16 protein-coding genes are annotated in these 17125 nt (G+C 57.0%); 13 read left to right on the forward strand and 3 right to left on the reverse strand.

Features of this window, described 5'->3' with window-relative positions; all coding sequences use genetic code 11:
- The first annotated feature begins 10 nt into the window (after nt 1–10).
- The 5 genes from AAFN83_RS18745 (at nt 11) to AAFN83_RS18765 (ending at nt 2737) form a co-directional block, all read left to right on the forward strand.
- Nucleotides 11–442 (forward strand): cell division protein SepF, encoded by a 432-nt coding sequence (locus AAFN83_RS18745; RefSeq protein WP_347772185.1) that lies wholly within the window; start codon nt 11–13, stop codon nt 440–442.
- A gap of 62 nt (nt 443–504) precedes the next feature.
- Entirely contained in the window at nt 505–747 is a 243-nt protein-coding gene (locus AAFN83_RS18750; RefSeq protein WP_347772245.1) for a YggT family protein, read from the forward strand.
- A 2-nt stretch (nt 748–749) separates the two neighbouring features.
- A complete protein-coding gene (locus AAFN83_RS18755) occupies nt 750–1532 on the forward strand; it encodes a YlmH family RNA-binding protein (protein ID WP_347772187.1) in 783 nt (260 codons plus the stop codon).
- Between the two features lie 198 nt (nt 1533–1730).
- Nucleotides 1731–2210 (forward strand): DivIVA domain-containing protein, encoded by a 480-nt coding sequence (locus AAFN83_RS18760; protein ID WP_347772189.1) that lies wholly within the window; start codon nt 1731–1733, stop codon nt 2208–2210.
- 215 nt (nt 2211–2425) lie between these two features.
- On the forward strand, nt 2426–2737 hold the full coding sequence (locus AAFN83_RS18765; protein ID WP_347772191.1) for a DUF5665 domain-containing protein: 312 nt from the start codon (nt 2426–2428) through the stop codon (nt 2735–2737).
- 110 nt (nt 2738–2847) lie between these two features.
- On the opposite strand, the gene AAFN83_RS18770 is transcribed toward AAFN83_RS18765, so the two are convergent.
- Nucleotides 2848–3582: a TraR/DksA C4-type zinc finger protein gene (locus AAFN83_RS18770; protein ID WP_347772193.1), complete on the reverse strand. Its 735-nt coding sequence runs from the start codon at nt 3580–3582 to the stop codon at nt 2848–2850.
- A 226-nt stretch (nt 3583–3808) separates the two neighbouring features.
- Between AAFN83_RS18770 and lspA the strand changes: the two genes are divergently transcribed.
- The 4 genes from lspA to AAFN83_RS18790 all read left to right on the forward strand — a co-directional run bounded on the left by lspA (nt 3809) and on the right by AAFN83_RS18790 (nt 7933).
- The gene (gene lspA / locus AAFN83_RS18775; RefSeq protein ID WP_347772195.1) at nt 3809–4336 is read left to right on the forward strand and encodes a signal peptidase II; all 528 of its coding nucleotides are present in this window, start codon (nt 3809–3811) and stop codon (nt 4334–4336) included.
- Nucleotides 4299–5246, forward strand: a complete 948-nt coding sequence (locus tag AAFN83_RS18780; RefSeq protein WP_347772197.1) for an RluA family pseudouridine synthase — start codon at nt 4299–4301, stop codon at nt 5244–5246. The genes lspA and AAFN83_RS18780 overlap by 38 nt, the downstream gene beginning before the upstream one ends.
- Before the next feature lie 33 nt (nt 5247–5279).
- On the forward strand, nt 5280–6440 hold the full coding sequence (locus tag AAFN83_RS18785) for an aminotransferase A (RefSeq protein WP_347772199.1): 1161 nt from the start codon (nt 5280–5282) through the stop codon (nt 6438–6440).
- Nucleotides 6441–6652: 212 nt separating this feature from the next.
- Nucleotides 6653–7933 carry a DNA recombination protein RmuC gene (locus AAFN83_RS18790; protein ID WP_347772201.1) on the forward strand — a complete coding sequence of 427 codons (1281 nt, stop codon included), beginning with the start codon at nt 6653–6655 and terminating at the stop codon, nt 7931–7933.
- A 142-nt stretch (nt 7934–8075) separates the two neighbouring features.
- Here the strand turns inward: AAFN83_RS18790 and AAFN83_RS18795 are convergent, their stop codons facing one another.
- Together AAFN83_RS18795 and dapD are read right to left on the reverse strand one after the other, a co-directional pair.
- Nucleotides 8076–9236: an N-acetyldiaminopimelate deacetylase gene (locus AAFN83_RS18795; protein WP_347772203.1), complete on the reverse strand. Its 1161-nt coding sequence runs from the start codon at nt 9234–9236 to the stop codon at nt 8076–8078.
- Nucleotides 9237–9253: 17 nt separating this feature from the next.
- Entirely contained in the window at nt 9254–9973 is a 720-nt protein-coding gene (gene dapD / locus AAFN83_RS18800) for a 2,3,4,5-tetrahydropyridine-2,6-dicarboxylate N-acetyltransferase (protein WP_347772205.1), read from the reverse strand.
- Nucleotides 9974–10448: 475 nt separating this feature from the next.
- On the opposite strand from dapD, the gene pyrR reads away from it, so the two are divergent.
- The 4 genes from pyrR (at nt 10449) to carB (ending at nt 16949) form a co-directional block, all read left to right on the forward strand.
- Nucleotides 10449–10979 (forward strand): bifunctional pyr operon transcriptional regulator/uracil phosphoribosyltransferase PyrR, encoded by a 531-nt coding sequence (pyrR, locus tag AAFN83_RS18805; RefSeq protein WP_347772247.1) that lies wholly within the window; start codon nt 10449–10451, stop codon nt 10977–10979.
- Nucleotides 10980–11012: 33 nt separating this feature from the next.
- Nucleotides 11013–12299 (forward strand): dihydroorotase, encoded by a 1287-nt coding sequence (locus tag AAFN83_RS18810; RefSeq protein WP_347772207.1) that lies wholly within the window; start codon nt 11013–11015, stop codon nt 12297–12299.
- Between the two features lie 203 nt (nt 12300–12502).
- Nucleotides 12503–13723 carry a glutamine-hydrolyzing carbamoyl-phosphate synthase small subunit gene (carA, locus tag AAFN83_RS18815; protein WP_347772209.1) on the forward strand — a complete coding sequence of 407 codons (1221 nt, stop codon included), beginning with the start codon at nt 12503–12505 and terminating at the stop codon, nt 13721–13723.
- Nucleotides 13707–16949: a carbamoyl-phosphate synthase large subunit gene (carB, locus tag AAFN83_RS18820; RefSeq protein ID WP_347772211.1), complete on the forward strand. Its 3243-nt coding sequence runs from the start codon at nt 13707–13709 to the stop codon at nt 16947–16949. The genes carA and carB overlap by 17 nt, the downstream gene beginning before the upstream one ends.
- Nucleotides 16950–17125: the final 176 nt, after the last annotated feature.

Here is a 17125-nt window from a genome sequence, read left to right on the forward strand (position 1 = left end):
GGGAACCGGCATGGGCGTCATGAATCGGGTTTTGAACTTTCTCGGTCTAAAGGAAGAAGAGGAGAATGCTCTCGACAAGGACTATGCTCCAGAAGAGGTGGAAGAGGTTGAAACCAATCCTTTTGAGCAACGTAAGATCAAGGGAAATGTCGTGAGCATCCATTCGCAAAAAAACGTCCGCGTCGTCTTGAACGAACCGCACAGCTACGATGATACGCAGGAGATCGCCGATCATCTACGCAATCGCCGCTCGGTTGTCGTCAACCTGCAGCGGGTTCGCCCGGATCTCGCCATGCGCATTGTCGATTTCTTGAGCGGAACCGTCTATGCGTTGAATGGCAACATCTCCAAGATCGGCCCAAGCATCTTCCTCTGCACCCCGGACTCCGTTGAAATTCAAGGGGCCATCAAAGAGATGAACATGGAAGAACATTACAACTGACAGAGGTGACCGGCTTGATACAGGCCTTTAATTGGATTCGAGAACTATTGAATTACGCCTACATGATTTACAGCTTTCTCGTCATCGCCTACATCCTCATGTCCTGGCTCCCCAATGTCCGCCAGAGCCGGGTGGGGGAGATCATCGGCCGGATCGTCGAGCCTTATCTAGCCCCGTTCCGCAAGCTGATTCCGCCGATCGGCGGTATGATCGACATTTCGCCGATGCTGGCGATCTTCCTGCTTTACTACGTATACCTGGGGATCGACTACCTTGTCATCTTGCTCTATAAGGTATTGACCTAACGATGGCAAGGGATTGGCTCTCACACTTTCACCCCGATGAACGCGGCTTCGCGGACAAAGCCGACGAATGGATGGAACGGGCGGCCGAACGTCATACCGTTAAAGTGACCGATTTTCTCGATCCTCGCCAAGTCGAGATCGTGGAGTCGCTTGCAAATCGGTACAGCGGACAAGCCGCTCTTCGTTTTGACGGCGGCTACCCCGAGGCGGAGCGCCGGCGAGCGGTGATCGTTCCCGATTACCGCGATCCGGAGCAGGAGGAGGCCGCCATCGCGGTGCTGGCCGTTACCTCGACCGATGAACGAATCTCAACGCTGGAGCACGGCGACTATATGGGCGCGCTGCTGGGTTTGGGAATCAAACGGGAGAAGGTCGGCGACTTTCACGTGCGGCCTGACGGTTGCCATGTGCTGGTGGCAAGCGAGATTGCAGATTTCCTGAACCTGCACCTCCGCCAAGCGGGACGGGTTCAGGTACTAACGGAGATCCTGCCACTGGACCGGCTGGTTCGTGTGGAGACGAAGCTGGAGGAGATGACCATCTCGGTTGCCTCCATGCGCCTCGACGGCATCGTAAGTGATGTCTGCCGGGTAAGCCGCGCGAAGGCGCTCATTCCGATCCAAGCAGGACGCTGCCGTGTCAACTGGAAGACGGAAGAGGACCCCAGCAAGCCCTTGAAGGCAGGCGACACGGTATCGGTTCAAGGCTTTGGCCGGTTCCGCATTCTGAGAGCTGAGCTTACCAAGAAAGACCGTCACCGCGTGACGATTGGGAAATTTGTTTAGAATGCAGGTTGGCGAAGAGGAGCCGAGGGGCTCTTTTTTTGCTTTTCAAAAAAGAACGTCGGTTTGTGCAGGAATTGCCATAGAACCGTCGAATTATTCTTTAACAGACAGGCGTTTGCATTTCAGAAGGACCTTCACCGGAATCCGCCTTTTGAATGCACGCGCCAAGCAGAATTTACCCAAAGTGGAGGTGCCCCAATGCCGCTGTCGCCATTGGACATACATAACAAGGAATTTAAGACCCGCATCGGACGCGGGTACGACCAGGATGAAGTGAACGAGTTCCTGGACCTTGTCATCAAGGACTATGAGGCCATCATTCGGGAAAACAAAGAGCTTCATTCGCAGATCGCCAACCTGCAAGAGCGACTGGAACACTTCCAGAACATCGAAGAAAGCCTGAGCAAGACGATTATTGTTGCCCAGGAAGCCGCCGATGAAGTGAAGACGAATGCCAAGAAGGAAGCGCAGCTGACCATTCGCGAGGCGGAGAAGAATGCGGACCGCATCATCAATGAAGCGTTGGTCAAAACCGGCAAGATCTCGCTCGAAATTGAGGAGTTGAAGAAGCAGGCTTCCATCTATCGCACGCGGTTCCGGACGCTTCTGGAGGCTCAGCTCGAGCTCGTCAGCGGCGAAAGCTGGGACGCTCTGGAGTCCACGAACGAACGGGCATAATAAGCCAACCGGTTCCCAATCTTGGCAACGCGAGCAAAGCTTCGTCCCTTTGAGGACGAAGCTTTTTTACTAGGTTTGGAAGGACCCTTGACATGCATGCCAACTTCATAGTGGAAGTGCTCACACAAGGCTTTTATCAGCCGTATGAAGCGATTCGCTCCGGGTCATAACTAAATGGATGGCTTGATCAGCACGCAGCCGGGAGTGAGCTCACCATGAAGGACCAACTCGACCACTACGACCGGGAAGTCCTGGAAGAGGTCAAACGGAAAGTCGACCAGATTGCCGTCAACCTGGAGCGGGTCCAAATTGCCGATTACATTGCACTGATGAACAAGCCTTGGCGGCTTATCTTCAACAACATGCTGGGCGGGATCGCACGGGGAGTGGGCATTGCGATCGGCCTTACCGTGTTTACTTCGACCATCCTGTATGTGCTCCAACTTCTTGGGGCGCTGAACCTTCCCATCATCGGCGATTACATTGCCAAGATCGTAGAGGTCGTTCAGAGTCGCTTGCGAACGTAAAAAATAAAGCAAGCCCGGTTGCGTTATCGACGCTTCCGGGCTTGCTCGCCTTCTCTTCATCATTTATGACAATTTCTTACCTTTACAAGCACAGGGGGCCTCAGTCTCAGTCAGTCCCAGTCTTCCTCGGCTGCATCCGGCTCCAGCAAAGGGTCGCCTTCCTCCTGTTGAAGGTAATGCCGGTAAGCCTTGTTGCGGACGACTTGAAGGTGTTCCCCGTAGATGTCGGTGGCCAGAAAGCTTTCGAAGTCCTCTACATACCCGACATTTTCATCCGCTTCTATGGTGAGGTTGTCGTAATCATCTGCATCGGGGCTCTCCGCATAGGCGGGACTTGTAGAGGTGCCCCATCTCTCCACGATCTGCCAAGCATCCTCGCCATCAAATTCCGTCTCCTTGTTCAACTCATCCACACTGGTGCGGCCGAAAGGCGGATCCAGCAGCTGTTCTTCCACCGGACGGCGGTTGGACACTTCCCGTTCAGGGGTATGCTCGTAGCAATAAGACGTTGCGGGAAGAGCTTCCAGCCGTTCGTAGCGAATAGGCTGTCCGCAGCGCGTACAGAGGCCATACGTTCCCTGATCCAATCGGTCGAGTGCTTCGTTCACGCGGCGCAGTTGCTTTTCCGCTTCTTCGTTTAATGCGAGATCCTTGCCGCGTTCAAACATTTCTGTTGCGACATCGGCGGGGTGGTTATCGTAACTGGACAGCTCGGACGTTCCCTCGGCAAGGGACTCGCCAAGTCCGAAATGGGCATTGCCCTCAAACCGACTGGAAAGTTCCTGTTGCTCCTCGAGCAATCGTCTGCGCAGCTCTGCTTGCTGCCTGATCGTCAAATGCCCCATGGGGTTGCTCCTCCTTAGCCATGACCTTGTAAGGCTAGTGTTGGCGAAAAAGGCCGGCTTCATCAAGGGAAGGCTTGTGTGCGGTGGCAATCCATGCCGAATCCCATGCGAAATCCATACGGATTCAGGAGCATGGGGAATGCGGAAGTGGCGATCCAGGGTTTTCAAATCAGTCAAAAAGCGGATATACTGAAGCGTAGGCATTGTAACCGTAGGAGGGTACCCCGTGATTTATTATGTGATCGCACTCATTATCATCGTGCTGGACCAGGCATCCAAATGGCTGATTGTGCACAACCTGAAGATTGGTCAGGAGGTGCCGGTGATTGGAGACTTCTTCGTCCTCACGTCCCATCGGAATCGCGGCGCCGCTTTCAGCATCCTGCAGGATCAGCGGCTGTTCTTCTTGCTCATCACGCTGATCGCCGTAACGGGGATCGTCATCTACCTGAGAAAAGCTGCCAAGGACAAGCGGGTCCTCTTGGCCTCCGCGCTGGGGACGCTGCTTGGCGGAGCCCTCGGCAACTTCATCGACCGGGCTCGGTTCGGAGAAGTGGTAGACTTTTTGCAATTCTACTTCAACTTCAACTTTCTGGGCTGGAAAGTTGACTATACCTTCGCAATCTTCAACGTTGCCGACATGGCCATCTCCATCGGTGTAGCGATGATCGTGCTGGACACCTTCCTCGATTGGCGAAAAGAAAGGAAATCAAAACATGAATCCAACCAACCCGAAGCCGGACAAGTCGACTGAGCGGGAGGAGTGGCAGGTCACTCCCGAAGCAGCGGGGGAACGCATTGATAAGCATCTGGTGGATGCGCTGGAAGCCGATGTATCCCGCTCGCAGGTGCAGCAATGGATCAAGGACGGCCACGTCCAAGTGAATGGAACGGCGTGTAAGGGAAGCTATAAGCTGGTGGAGGGAGACCGCATCGAGGTCACCGTACCGGAACCGGAGGAGCTCGACGTACGGCCGGAAGATATTCCGCTCTCCGTCGTCTATGAAGACTCCGATGTCATTGTCATCAACAAGCCGCGCGGCATGGTCGTCCACCCTGCTCCCGGACATGCCTCGGGAACCGTCGTGAACGCCTTGCTCCATCATTGCAACGATTTGTCGGGAATCAACGGAGTTCTTCGTCCCGGCATCGTCCATCGGATCGACAAGGATACGTCCGGTCTGCTGATGGCGGCCAAGAATGATTTGGCGCACGGATCGCTTGCCGCGCAATTGAAGGATCACTCCGTCACGCGCCGCTATTTGGCTGTCGTACACGGGAACATTCCACACGATCAAGGTACGGTGGATGCTCCCATTGGACGGGATGAAGGGGATCGGAAGCTCTTTTCCGTTACCCACAAGGGAAGCAAGCATGCGGTGACGCATTTTGCCGTCCTGGAACGCTTTGGAGACTTCAGCATGCTCGAGTTGAAGCTGGAGACCGGGCGCACGCACCAGATTCGTGTGCATATGAAATACATCGGGCATCCGCTCGTCGGGGACCCCGCCTACGGACGACCAAAGGATCATGAGATGCGCGGACAAGCGCTGCATGCCGCCGTCCTCGGCTTCGTCCACCCTCGGACAGGCGAATACCTGGAATTCCAGGCCCCTATGCCGGAGGACATGGAACAGCTGCTTAAGCGCCTCCGCAGCCGATAGAATCGGTCAGGGGAAAGAACGGAGGAACCGCATATGGAGCCATTCATCAACCCAAGGGTGAAGGAGATTGAAATCTCCGGTATCCGGAAAATTGCCAATCTTGTCGCTCAGATGCCGGGAGCAGTCACCCTCACCATCGGGCAGCCCGATTTCCCGACCCCGCAGCATATCTTAGATGCTGCAAAACGAGCCATCGACGACAATCGAACCGTCTATACCGCCAATGCAGGCCTTCTCGAGCTGCGCCAAGCTGCCGCAGGCTGGGTTCATGCGAAATACGGCCAAAGCTACGATCCGGTGAGTGAAGTTCTGGTTACCGTAGGCGCTACTCAAGCATTGGAGATTTCTCTTCTCACTTTGCTTGAGGAAGGGGCAGAGGTCATTCTCCCAGCGCCCGTGTACCCTGGCTATGAGCCGCTCGTCCGGTTGTGCGGAGGCACGCCGGTGCTGGTCGATACCTCATCAACGGGGTTCCGGATGACCGCAGACCTTCTTCGCGAGCATCTGACGGACAAAACCCGCGTTGTGATTCTGGGTTACCCCTCGAACCCGACAGGACGCATTCTGGAGGCGGACGATCTCCGCCAACTGGCGGAGCTGCTTCGCTCGAAGAATGTGGTCGTCATTTCGGACGAGATTTACTCGGAGCTCGTCTATGAAGGGCAGCACCGCTCGATTGCCTTGGAGCCCGGTATGCGGGAGAAGACGATCGTCATCAACGGATTGGCTAAATCCCACTCCATGACAGGCTGGCGGATCGGATTCACCTTCGCGCCGGCCGCCATTACGCAGCAAATGATCAAGGTCCATCAGTACCATGTGACCTGTACCAGCTCCATCAGTCAATATGCCGCCCTTGAAGCGTTGACCGGCGGTCCAGATGATGCGCTGCCGATGCGCGAGGAATACCGCAAACGCCGGGATTATTCGGTTGATCGCTTAAGGGCGATGGGGCTTGAGCTGGCGAACATACCGGAAGGGGCGTTCTACCTGTTTCCGTCGATACGCCCCACGAGGATGGGCTCGGAAGCATTCAGTTATCGTCTTCTTGAGGAGCAAAAGGTCGGCGTGGTCCCAGGCAATGCCTTCTCCCGTTACGGCGAAGGGCATATTCGCTTGTCCTATGCTTATTCCATGCCTCAACTGGAAGAAGCCTTCAACCGCATGGAGCGCTTCCTTCAGAGCTTGGCATAGTCTTCTGACTCTTCTGCCGAATTGATCAAGCAGGAGAGCTTGCTCTCTTATTGAGACAATTCGTCTGCTCTTTCAGCCGTCTGCCGGATGCACAATCCGACGGGCGGTTTTTTGTTCGGCGAACAAACGTTTCCTTTTCGTGAGGATGAGGCTATAATGGGGAAAAGAGCTGGCAAGCCAGCCCAAAATCGAACAGGAGGATTCGCCACAACATGAAACCGGAACTCATCGCCTCTCTTTCGCTTGCCTTGAACGGAGTGGTTCTCGTGCTCGTCCTGCTCCTTATGGCCCGCAAGCCGAAGCGAGAGGACCGTAGTGCAGAGGGACTCGCTCTGCTCGAAAAACAGATCGACCGACTGGAGCGAAGCCTCCTGGAGCAATTTTCGTTGAATCGCAAGGAAAGTCAATTATCCGAGAAAAGGACCCGTGAGGAGCTGTCCGCCAAGCTGGAGAGCTTTAACGGATCTTTGCTCGCCTTCATGGACAAGCTCTCCCAGCTGCAAAAGCACCAGCTCGGGACAACCGAACAAAAGCTGGACAAGCTGCGGGAGACGGTTGAAGCCCGGCTTAAGGACCTGCAGGAGGACAACAGCCGCAAGCTGGAGCAGATGCGGGCGACGGTGGATGAGAAGCTCCATGCCACCTTAGAGCAGCGGCTCGGAGAATCGTTTAAGCTGGTCAGCGAACGGTTGGAGCAGGTTCACCAAGGCCTGGGCGAAATGCAAGTGCTCGCTACCGGAGTTGGAGATTTGAAGAAGGTCCTCACTAATGTGAAGACACGCGGCACGTGGGGAGAAATCCAGCTCGGCAACCTATTGGAGCAGGTCTTAACCCTCGATCAATATGAGAAGAATGTGCCAACCAAGAAGGGAAGTAACGACCGTGTCGAATTCGCGATTAAGCTCCCGGCCAAGGATGGAGAAGGCGGTGTCGTTTGGCTCCCCATCGACTCCAAGTTCCCTACCGAGGACTACCAACGTCTAGTGGACGCACAGGATGCAGGAGACGGCCCAGCCGTGGAGCTTTACTTGAAGCAGCTGGAGACACGGTTGAAAGCCGAAGCCAAAGACATTCGCAGCAAGTATATCGATCCGCCGCATACCACGGACTTTGGCATTCTCTTCCTACCAACCGAAGGCCTGTTCGCTGAAGCCCTGCGGCGTCCAGGATTGAGCGATTGGATGCAGCGGGAATGCCGCGTCGTGCTGACCGGCCCGACGACGCTGTCCGCATTCCTCAACAGCCTGCAGATGGGCTTCCGAACGCTAGCGATCGAGAGGCGCTCCAGCGAGGTCTGGCAACTGCTGGGCGCGGTCAAAACCGAGTTCGGTACGTTTGGTGATCTCTTGGAGAAGACCCACAAGAAGCTGCAGGAAGCGGGCAATACCATCGAGAGCGCCGCGCGGAAGAGCCGCACCATTGAGCGGAAGCTGAACAAGGTCCAGGAGCTTCCCGCTGCGGAAGCGGAGGACCTGCTCAAGCTGGAGGCTTAAATGGGCAGGGGAGTAGCCAACTGCGGACGAGCGAGATGAATCAGATATGAGGATATCGCCCTAACTCTCCCACTGGGCATATAACAAGAAAAAAGACGCTTCGGCTCCCGAATGTTCAGGAGTTCGAAGCGTCTTTTCGATTTTATGAATTCGTCTTGGCTGCTCGGTTGCTGCTTTTCCATGAGAAGTACCCCGTCACCGTGCGAATGGCGGTCTCAATCGCCCGTTCATCCGGCCGCAGCTTGGCATGGTGAAGGCCATAGGGGGTTTCTACGCCGAGCCAGAACATGAAGCCCGGAATGGCTTCCAGGAAAAAGCCGAAGTCCTCGCCTGTCATCGCTTCCCGGCATTCGATCAGCTTCACATCCGGTTGGCTTGCTGCCCAATCCATGAATTCGCGGGTGAGGGCTGCCTCGTTCTTGACCTGCATGTAGGTCGAGCCGTAGTTCCACTCCGCCCGGCATTCGAAGGCCTTTTCAAGCCCGGCTAGCATGGCCTCGATGCGGGCCTTGATGCGGGCCATCGATTCCGCGGACAAGGTGCGAATCGTCCCCTCCAGCCGCGCGTGGTCCGCGATGATGTTTTGCTTCGTTCCGCCTTCGATCTTGCCGACGGTGATGACGGCGGAGTCGATCGGGTCGATGTTGCGGGCGACAATCGTCTGGAGCTGGCCGACGAATTGAGCGGCGGCCACCACCATGTCGCACGCTTGATGCGGCCTTGCCGCATGGCCGCCTTTCCCATATAGGTCGATGAAGAGCTCCGAGGTGTTGGCGAACAGGATGCCGGGCCGGGTGGCAATCACCCCGGCTTCGTATTCCGGAGCCACATGCAGGGCGACGATCTCGTCCGGCATCCACTCCTTCAGGTCCGGGTCCTCCAGCATCGGCTTGGCGCCGCCAGGCCCTTCCTCGGCCGGCTGGAAGAAGACGATCAGGTCGTCTTCCATGGGCTCTTGGACGAAGTGTGTAAGCACACCAAGCCCGATCGCCATATGCAGATCATGCCCGCAGGCGTGCATCTGTCCCGGATGCTCCGAGCGGAAGGGAAGCCCCGTATCCTCCTCGATGGGAAGGCCGTCCATGTCGCAGCGGTAGCCGAGGCGGCGTTGGGGAGAGAGGCCTTTTACTTTTACGAGGATTCCGGTATGCCAGGTCCGAATCTCCAGGCGCTCACGGGGCAGCTCGTCCAGATACCGGAGAAGATACGCTTGCGTTTTGAACTCCTGAAACCCGAGCTCCGGGATCCGGTGCAAATCCCGCCGTATGGTAACGAAACGGGATACATCCAAGGAGAGTCCCATGTGGATTGCCTCCCGTCTTACAGCTTGCGAAGCTCTTGGAGAATCTCGGTCTTGGATTTCGTCTTGTCGTCCACCTGCTTGATGACCTTGGCCGGGGTTCCCGCTACAACAGAGTACGCAGGAACGTCTTCGGTGACAACCGAACCAGCCGCGACAACCGCGCCTTCCCCGATTTGAACGCCTTCCAGGACGACGGCGTTTGCGCCGATCAGCGCGTCGTCGCCTACCCGTACCGGTTGGGCAGAAGGCGGCTCGATGACGCCGGCCAGCACAGCTCCGGCACCGATGTGGCACATCTTGCCGACTTCTACGCGTCCGCCGATGACGGCGTTCATGTCGACCATCGTGCCTTCCCCGATCTTCGCGCCGATGTTGATAACCGCCCCCATCATGATGACCGAGTTGTTGCCGATTGTAGCTTTGTCACGGATATAAGCACCCGGCTCGATGCGGGCATGAATGTTCGTCAGATCGATCATCGGAATAGCCGAGTTGCGGCGGTCATTCTCAATGACATAGTCTTCGATGCTAGCTTTGTGCTCGTCCAACAAAGGGGCAACGGCGCTCCATTCGCCAAACAGAACAGCAGTGGGGCCGGAGACGAATGCCTTCACTTCGGATCCGAAGTCGATGCCGTCCAGGTTGCCCTTGACATAGACCTTCACCGGGGTTTTCTTGTTGCTGTTTTTAATGTAATCGATGATCTCGTACGTATTCATTTCCTTCGTTTCACTCATGTCTTTCGCTCCTTTGCAGTGTCCGTGCCGAGGGCACGCGGGCTACATCCTTTATAGCATACCGAACCTTCTTCATCAATGCCAGTCCGCGAGGGGAGAAACCGGGATGGTGATGCCGATTTGATGGAGGTTTCCTTTTCCCCTGTCCGGCTATCAGCCACGGTTCGGTTGACAAGCCTTCGCAGGAGTGGCATAATGTCGAAGAATCATATCGCGCCTTTAACAGACAGTCCCGTGAGGCTGGCAAGGTGAACGTTCTCTCGAATCGATAGGCAGAGTGTGTCCGCAGGAGCCCGGAAGGGTCTGTTTCCATGCGTGTCGCAACCTCAGTCTGTCCTCAACTGTTCGATTGAAGCCTCTGCCTCCTGGGTAGAGGCTTTTTTGCATGCTAAATCATGCACAGTCGGGGCACGGTAGGAACGAAGAACCGCGAGGACTTGCCTCGCACGGGAAACGGAAGGTGGCACTTATGGTTTTGGTGCAGGATGAGCATGTTTTAATGGATGAGATGGCGATTCGCCGGGCGTTGACCCGGATTGCTCATGAAATTTTGGAGCGGAACAAGGGCGTGGATAACTGCGTGCTGGTAGGCATCCGCACGCGCGGCATTTACTTAGCGGAGCGCATTGCGGCTCGGATTGAAGAGATTGAAGGGGTGAAGGCTCCGGTGATCGGAGTGGACACGGCTGCGTTCCGGGATGATCGAGACCGGACGGGGATCGCACCGGAGCACCTGCTTGACCGAGCCTGGGTGCAAGGACGCAAAGTGATCTTGGTCGATGATGTGCTATATACGGGCCGCACCATCCGCGCTGCGATGGACGCCTTGATGGCGAGCGGACGAGCGGAAATGATCCAGCTTGCGGTACTGGTGGATCGCGGCCATCGGGAGCTCCCGATTCGGCCGGATTACGTGGGCAAGAATATCCCCACCTCAAAGGCAGAAGAAATTGAAGTGAAGTTGAAGGAAGTGGACGAAGAGGATCGCGTGTCGATTCTACGTTAACCAATCCATCTATAGAAAGCGGAGGGACTGAGCATGGGATTGTGGATCATCAACGGATGGCCGGGAACCGGTGAGCGAGAGGAACGGCTGCACGTCCTCGTGGAGGAGGGCCGGATCGCGAAGCTGTCGAATGGGGCGGCGCAGGATTTGACCCTAGCCGGCCATGAGGTCATCGATGCGGAAGGCAAGCTGCTGTCCGCGGGATTCCTTGACATGCATGTCCACCTGCGGGAACCGGGTTTTGAGCACAAGGAAACGATTGCGACCGGAACCCGGTCGGCAGCGCGCGGCGGCTTTACGACGATCGCCTGCATGCCGAACACGAGGCCGGTGACGGATACGCCGGAGGTTGTCGAGTACATCCTCAAAAAGACGGAGTCCGAAGGGGTTGTGCGAGTGCTGCCCTATGCGAGCATTACCAAGAACGAACTGGGCCGGGAGCTGACGGATTTTGCCGCCTTGAAGGAAGCAGGCGCCTTCGCATTCACGGATGACGGAGTCGGGGTGCAAAATGCGCGGATGATGAAGGACGCGATGGTGCTCGCCAAGGAGTTGGATCGGGTGATCGTCGCCCACTGCGAAGAAGATTCGCTCCTCGACGGTGCGGCGGTGACAGAGGGGGCTTTTGCCAGACAGCATGGGCTAAAGGGCATCCCGAATGAATCCGAAGCGATTCCCATCGCTCGCGATGTGCTCCTGGCCGAAGCGACCGGCGCCCGGTACCATGTCTGCCACGTGAGCACGGAGCAATCCGTCCGGGTCATCCGCGAAGCGAAACGGGCCGGTATTCGGGTTACCGCAGAGGTATGCCCGCATCACCTGCTGCTGTCCGACGAAGACATTCCGGGGCTCGATGCCAACTGGAAAATGAACCCGCCGCTGCGCACCCCGAGGGATGTACAGGCAGTAATCGAAGGCATCGAGGACGGGACGCTGGATATCCTGGTGACCGACCACGCCCCGCATGCAGCCGAAGAGAAAGCCAAGGGCATGCAGCTCGCTCCCTTCGGCATCGTCGGTCTGGAAACCGCATTCCCGCTGCTCTACACACACTTTGTTGCTACGGGACGCTGGACGCTGCCCTTCCTGCTCGAGCGAATGACAGCGAAGCCGGCGGAGATCTTCGATCTCCCGTACGGACGCCTCGAAGTAGGCGCCCCCGCCGACCTTACCGTGATCGATCTGGATGAAGAACGAGCGGTGGAGCCGGACGAGCTTGTATCCAAAAGCAAAAATACCCCGTTCGGCGGATGGAAGCTGAAAGGGTGGCCTGTTCTCACCGTAGCAAGCGGCAAGCTTGTCTGGCAGGAGCAAAAATAGGCTTGTTGGTCAACGAACGCTGTGGTATATTTATACACGATAGTGTATAAGAGAGAATAGGGGCTCTGTGCGGACTCGCCGATCTTGTTCATGTAAGGGGAGAAAGATGCACGGAGATCATGGAACAAACCATGCAGACCACTGTCGTTTCCATACACACATGATGAATAAATATTCAATCGAAAACCGAAGGAGTGGGGATCATGCAGGCAAGGCTGCTTTTGGAGGACGGCACACTGTTCACGGGCTTGGCGTTTGGTGCAGAGGGAGAGTCAACCGGTGAAGTCGTGTTCAATACAGGGATTACGGGGTACCAGGAGGTCCTGTCGGATCCGTCATACTGCGGCCAGATTGTTACCATGACCTACCCGCTGATCGGCAATTATGGCATCACCCGAGACGATTTTGAATCCATTCGTCCGTTTGTTCACGGCTTCGTGGTGCGCGAGCACGAATCGATGCCCAGCAACTGGCGGGCTCAGGATACGGTCGATCACCTGTTGAAGGAATACGGCATTCCGGGGATCAGTGGTATCGACACGCGGATGCTGACCCGCATCCTGCGTCATCACGGCACCATGAGCGGCGTACTGACCACCGGAAAGGAAACGGTGGAGGAGTTGAAGGAGCGTCTGCAAGCGTCCACCTTGATGCGCGACCAAGTAGCACGCGTCTCAACGAAATCTGCGCTCCACATTCCAGGACCGAGGGAGCGGGTAGCCGTCATCGACTACGGCTCGAAGAGCGGCATCGTCCGGGATCTCGTGAGCCGGGGCTGCGATGTGGTCATTGTCCCGCAGAACGCAACGGCAGACGTGATCCGCAAGCTCGACCCTGACGGCATCATGCTGTCGAACGGCCCTGGAGACCCGAAGGACGTCCCCCATGCTGTTGAGACCATCAAGAACCTGCTCGGTGAAATTCCGATCTTCGGCATCTGCCTCGGGCACCAGCTCCTCTCGCTCGCTTGCGGAGCCGATACCGAGAAGATGAAGTTCGGCCATCGCGGCGGCAATCACCCGGTGAAGGAGCTCGCCACCGGACGCTGCTACATCACTTCCCAAAACCACGGGTACACCGTGAAGACGGAGAGCATTACAGGCACCAAGCTCGAAATTACCCACATCAACAACAATGACAAAACCGTGGAGGGCGTTCGCCACAGCGAGTACCCCGCCTTCTCCGTCCAATACCACCCGGAAGCATCGCCCGGACCGGAAGATTCCGGGTACCTGTTCGACCAGTTCATCGAGATGATTCGCACGCACAAGGAGACGGTCTCGAAGCCGTCCCGCCAGGCCGCGATCTACCTGGGTGCTGCGGCGAACCGCAGCAAGGCCGCGCCTGCACAGGCGGAAGCCGCACTAGGTCACGATGAGGAGCTTGTCTTGAAAGGAGAACCGTCTTATGCCGAAAAATGCTGATCTCAAAAAAATTCTCGTCATCGGCTCCGGCCCGATCGTCATCGGGCAAGCCGCTGAATTCGACTATGCCGGAACGCAAGCTTGCCAAGCCCTCAAGGAAGAGGGAATCGAGGTCGTTCTGATCAACAGCAACCCGGCCACGATCATGACCGACACCAACATGGCCGATAAGGTCTACATCGAACCGATTACTCTCGATTTCGTCACTCAGATCATCCGCCAGGAAAAACCGGACGGCCTTCTGCCGACGCTTGGCGGCCAAACCGGCCTCAACATGGCCGTAGAGCTTGCCCGTGCCGGCGTGTTGGAGCGCGAGAACGTCAAACTGCTCGGCACACAGCTGGAAGCCATCGAGCAAGCCGAAGACCGCGACCTGTTCCGCGAGCTCATGCGCGAGTTGGAGCAGCCGGTACCGGATAGCGTCATTGTCACGACGGTGCCGGAAGCGGTCGACTTCGCGAACACCATCGGCTATCCGATTATCGTGCGCCCCGCTTATACGCTCGGTGGTACGGGCGGCGGCATTGCTTCTGAGGAAGAGGAGCTTCGCGAGATCGTCGCTTCCGGGATTCGCTACAGCCCGATCGGCCAGTGCCTCATTGAGAAGAGCATCGCCGGGATGAAAGAAATCGAGTATGAAGTGATGCGCGATGCCGGTGACAACTGCATCGTCGTCTGCAACATGGAGAACCTTGACCCGGTCGGTGTCCACACCGGGGACAGCATCGTCGTGGCGCCGAGCCAGACGTTGTCGGATCGGGAGTACCAGATGCTCCGCTCCGCCTCGCTCAAGATCATCCGCGCGTTGAACATCGAAGGCGGCTGCAACGTCCAATATGCCCTCGATCCGTACAGCTACCAATATTACGTCATCGAGGTAAACCCGCGGGTCAGCCGTTCGTCGGCGCTCGCCTCCAAAGCAACGGGATACCCGATCGCCAAGATGGCTGCGAAGATCGCCATCGGCTATACGCTCGACGAAATCATCAACCCGGTTACGGGGCAGACGTATGCTTGCTTCGAACCGACACTCGACTACATTGTCTCGAAGATTCCGCGCTGGCCGTTCGACAAGTTTACTTCGGCGAACCGTAAGCTGGGCACGCAGATGAAAGCAACCGGTGAAGTCATGGCCATCGGCCGTACCTTCGAGGAATCGCTGCACAAAGCGATCCGCTCCCTTGAAATTGGTGCGCATCGCCTGTATCTGGAAGAAGCCGCTGAACTGGACGACGCGACGCTTCAAGCGCGTCTGGCGAAGCCGGATGACGAGCGTCTCTTCCTGGTGGCGGAGGCCTATCGCCGCGGCTATTCCCTGGAGTTCCTGCAGGAGCTGACGAAGATCGACTGGTGGTTCCTGAACAAGCTGCAAGGGATGGTTGCCTTCGAGAAGGAGCTGGCCGCGGTTGAGCTCACCCCGGAGCTTCTCTACCAAGCGAAACGCAAAGGCTTCACCGACCGCTCCATTGCGGAGATTCGCCGCAAGACCGAGCTCGCCCTCTCTCATTCAATCGAAGCGGAAGTGCGCAGCTTCCGTCAGAAGCTGAACCTGAAGCCGGTCTACAAGATGGTCGATACGTGCGCCGCCGAGTTCGAAGCGGTTACCCCGTACTATTACTCCTCCTATGAAGTAGAGGACGAAGGGATCAAGACGGAGAAGCCCAAGGTTGTCGTGCTTGGCTCCGGTCCGATCCGCATCGGCCAAGGGATCGAATTTGACTACTCGACCGTGCATGCGGTATGGGCGATTCAAGAAGCCGGCTACGAAGCCGTCATCATCAACAACAACCCCGAGACGGTATCGACCGACTTCAACACCTCGGACCGGCTGTACTTCGAGCCTCTGTTCTTCGAGGATGTCATGAATGTCATCGAGCGCGAGCAGCCGATCGGTGTCATTGTACAGTTCGGCGGCCAAACCGCGATTAACCTCGCGGCTCCGCTCGCCAAAGCCGGTGTGCGCATTCTGGGCAGCGACCTGGAAAGCATTGACCAGGCGGAAGATCGCAAGAAATTTGAAGCGCTGCTGAGTGAGCTGCAAGTTCCCCAACCTCCGGGCGGGACGGTCACTTCGGTGGACGAAGCGGTTGGAATAGCGGCGAAGTTCGGCTACCCGGTGCTGGTTCGCCCCTCATACGTCCTCGGAGGGCGTGCCATGGAGATTGTCTACTCCGACGAAGACCTGCTCAGCTACATGGAAAAAGCGGTGAAGATCAATCCGGAGCATCCGGTGCTGATCGACCGCTATATGCTGGGCAAGGAGGTCGAGGTGGACGCCATCTGTGACGGCCAAACGGTACTCATTCCGGGAATCATGGAGCATGTAGAACGGGCTGGCGTACACTCCGGCGACTCCATCGCCGTTTACCCGCCGCAGACGCTCTCTCCCATCATCAAGCAAAAGATCGTTGACATCACCATCAAGATCGCGAAGGCCCTCCGCGTGAGCGGGCTGGTGAACATCCAATACGTCATCTTCCAGGACGAAGTCTACGTCATTGAAGTCAATCCGCGCTCGTCGCGCACCGTGCCGTTCCTGAGCAAGGTCACGACGATCCCGATGGCGAAGATCGCCACCCAAGTCATCCTCGGCAAGAAGATGGAAGAGCTCGGCTATTCGGAAGGCTTGTATCCGGAAGATGACCATGTATCCGTCAAGGTACCGGTCTTCTCCTTCGCCAAGCTGCGCCGGGTTGATACGACGCTTGGCCCGGAGATGAAATCGACGGGTGAAGTCATGGGCCGCGATCGGAACTATGCGAAGGCACTGTACAAGGGACTTGTCGGCTCCGGCATGAAGATTCCGCCGGCTGGTTCGATCATTGCAACGGTCGCCGACAAGGACAAAGCCGAGGCAGCGGAAATCCTGAAGGGCTTCGACGAGCTCGGCTACCGCATTATCGCGACCGGAGGAACGGCCAAGGCACTGACAGAAGCAGGGCTCCAAGTTACCACCGTAAACAAGCTGAGCGAGGGAGCGCCAAACATCCTCGATCTGATCCGCGGCGGGCAAGCCCATTTCATCGTCAACACGCTGACGAGAGGCAAGGAGCCGGAGCGCGACGGCTTCCGCATCCGCCGCGAGGCGGTAGAGAACGGCGTCGTCTGTATGACCTCGCTCGATACGGTGAAGGCGCTGCTGCATGTGCTGCAGACGATCAACTTCACTTCTCGCTCCATGCCGACCACCGCAGAAGCGACCCCGAAGGCACGTGTACACGTATAAGCAATAAAGCCGGAGGGCGATGAAGCACTCCGGCATGGCCGACACGGCCCTTCCTCCAGAAGACTCACCTATGGATGAAGGGTCGTGTCGTGTGCCGAGAGAGCGGTATTCAAGCCGGCCTGTTCTGCCGGTTTGAATCCACGCTTTCGCCCATATGATCCGTATAGGAGGAGCCT

The organism is Gorillibacterium sp. CAU 1737 (assembly GCF_039888655.1).
GTDB lineage: Bacteria > Bacillota > Bacilli > Paenibacillales > NBRC-103111 > Gorillibacterium.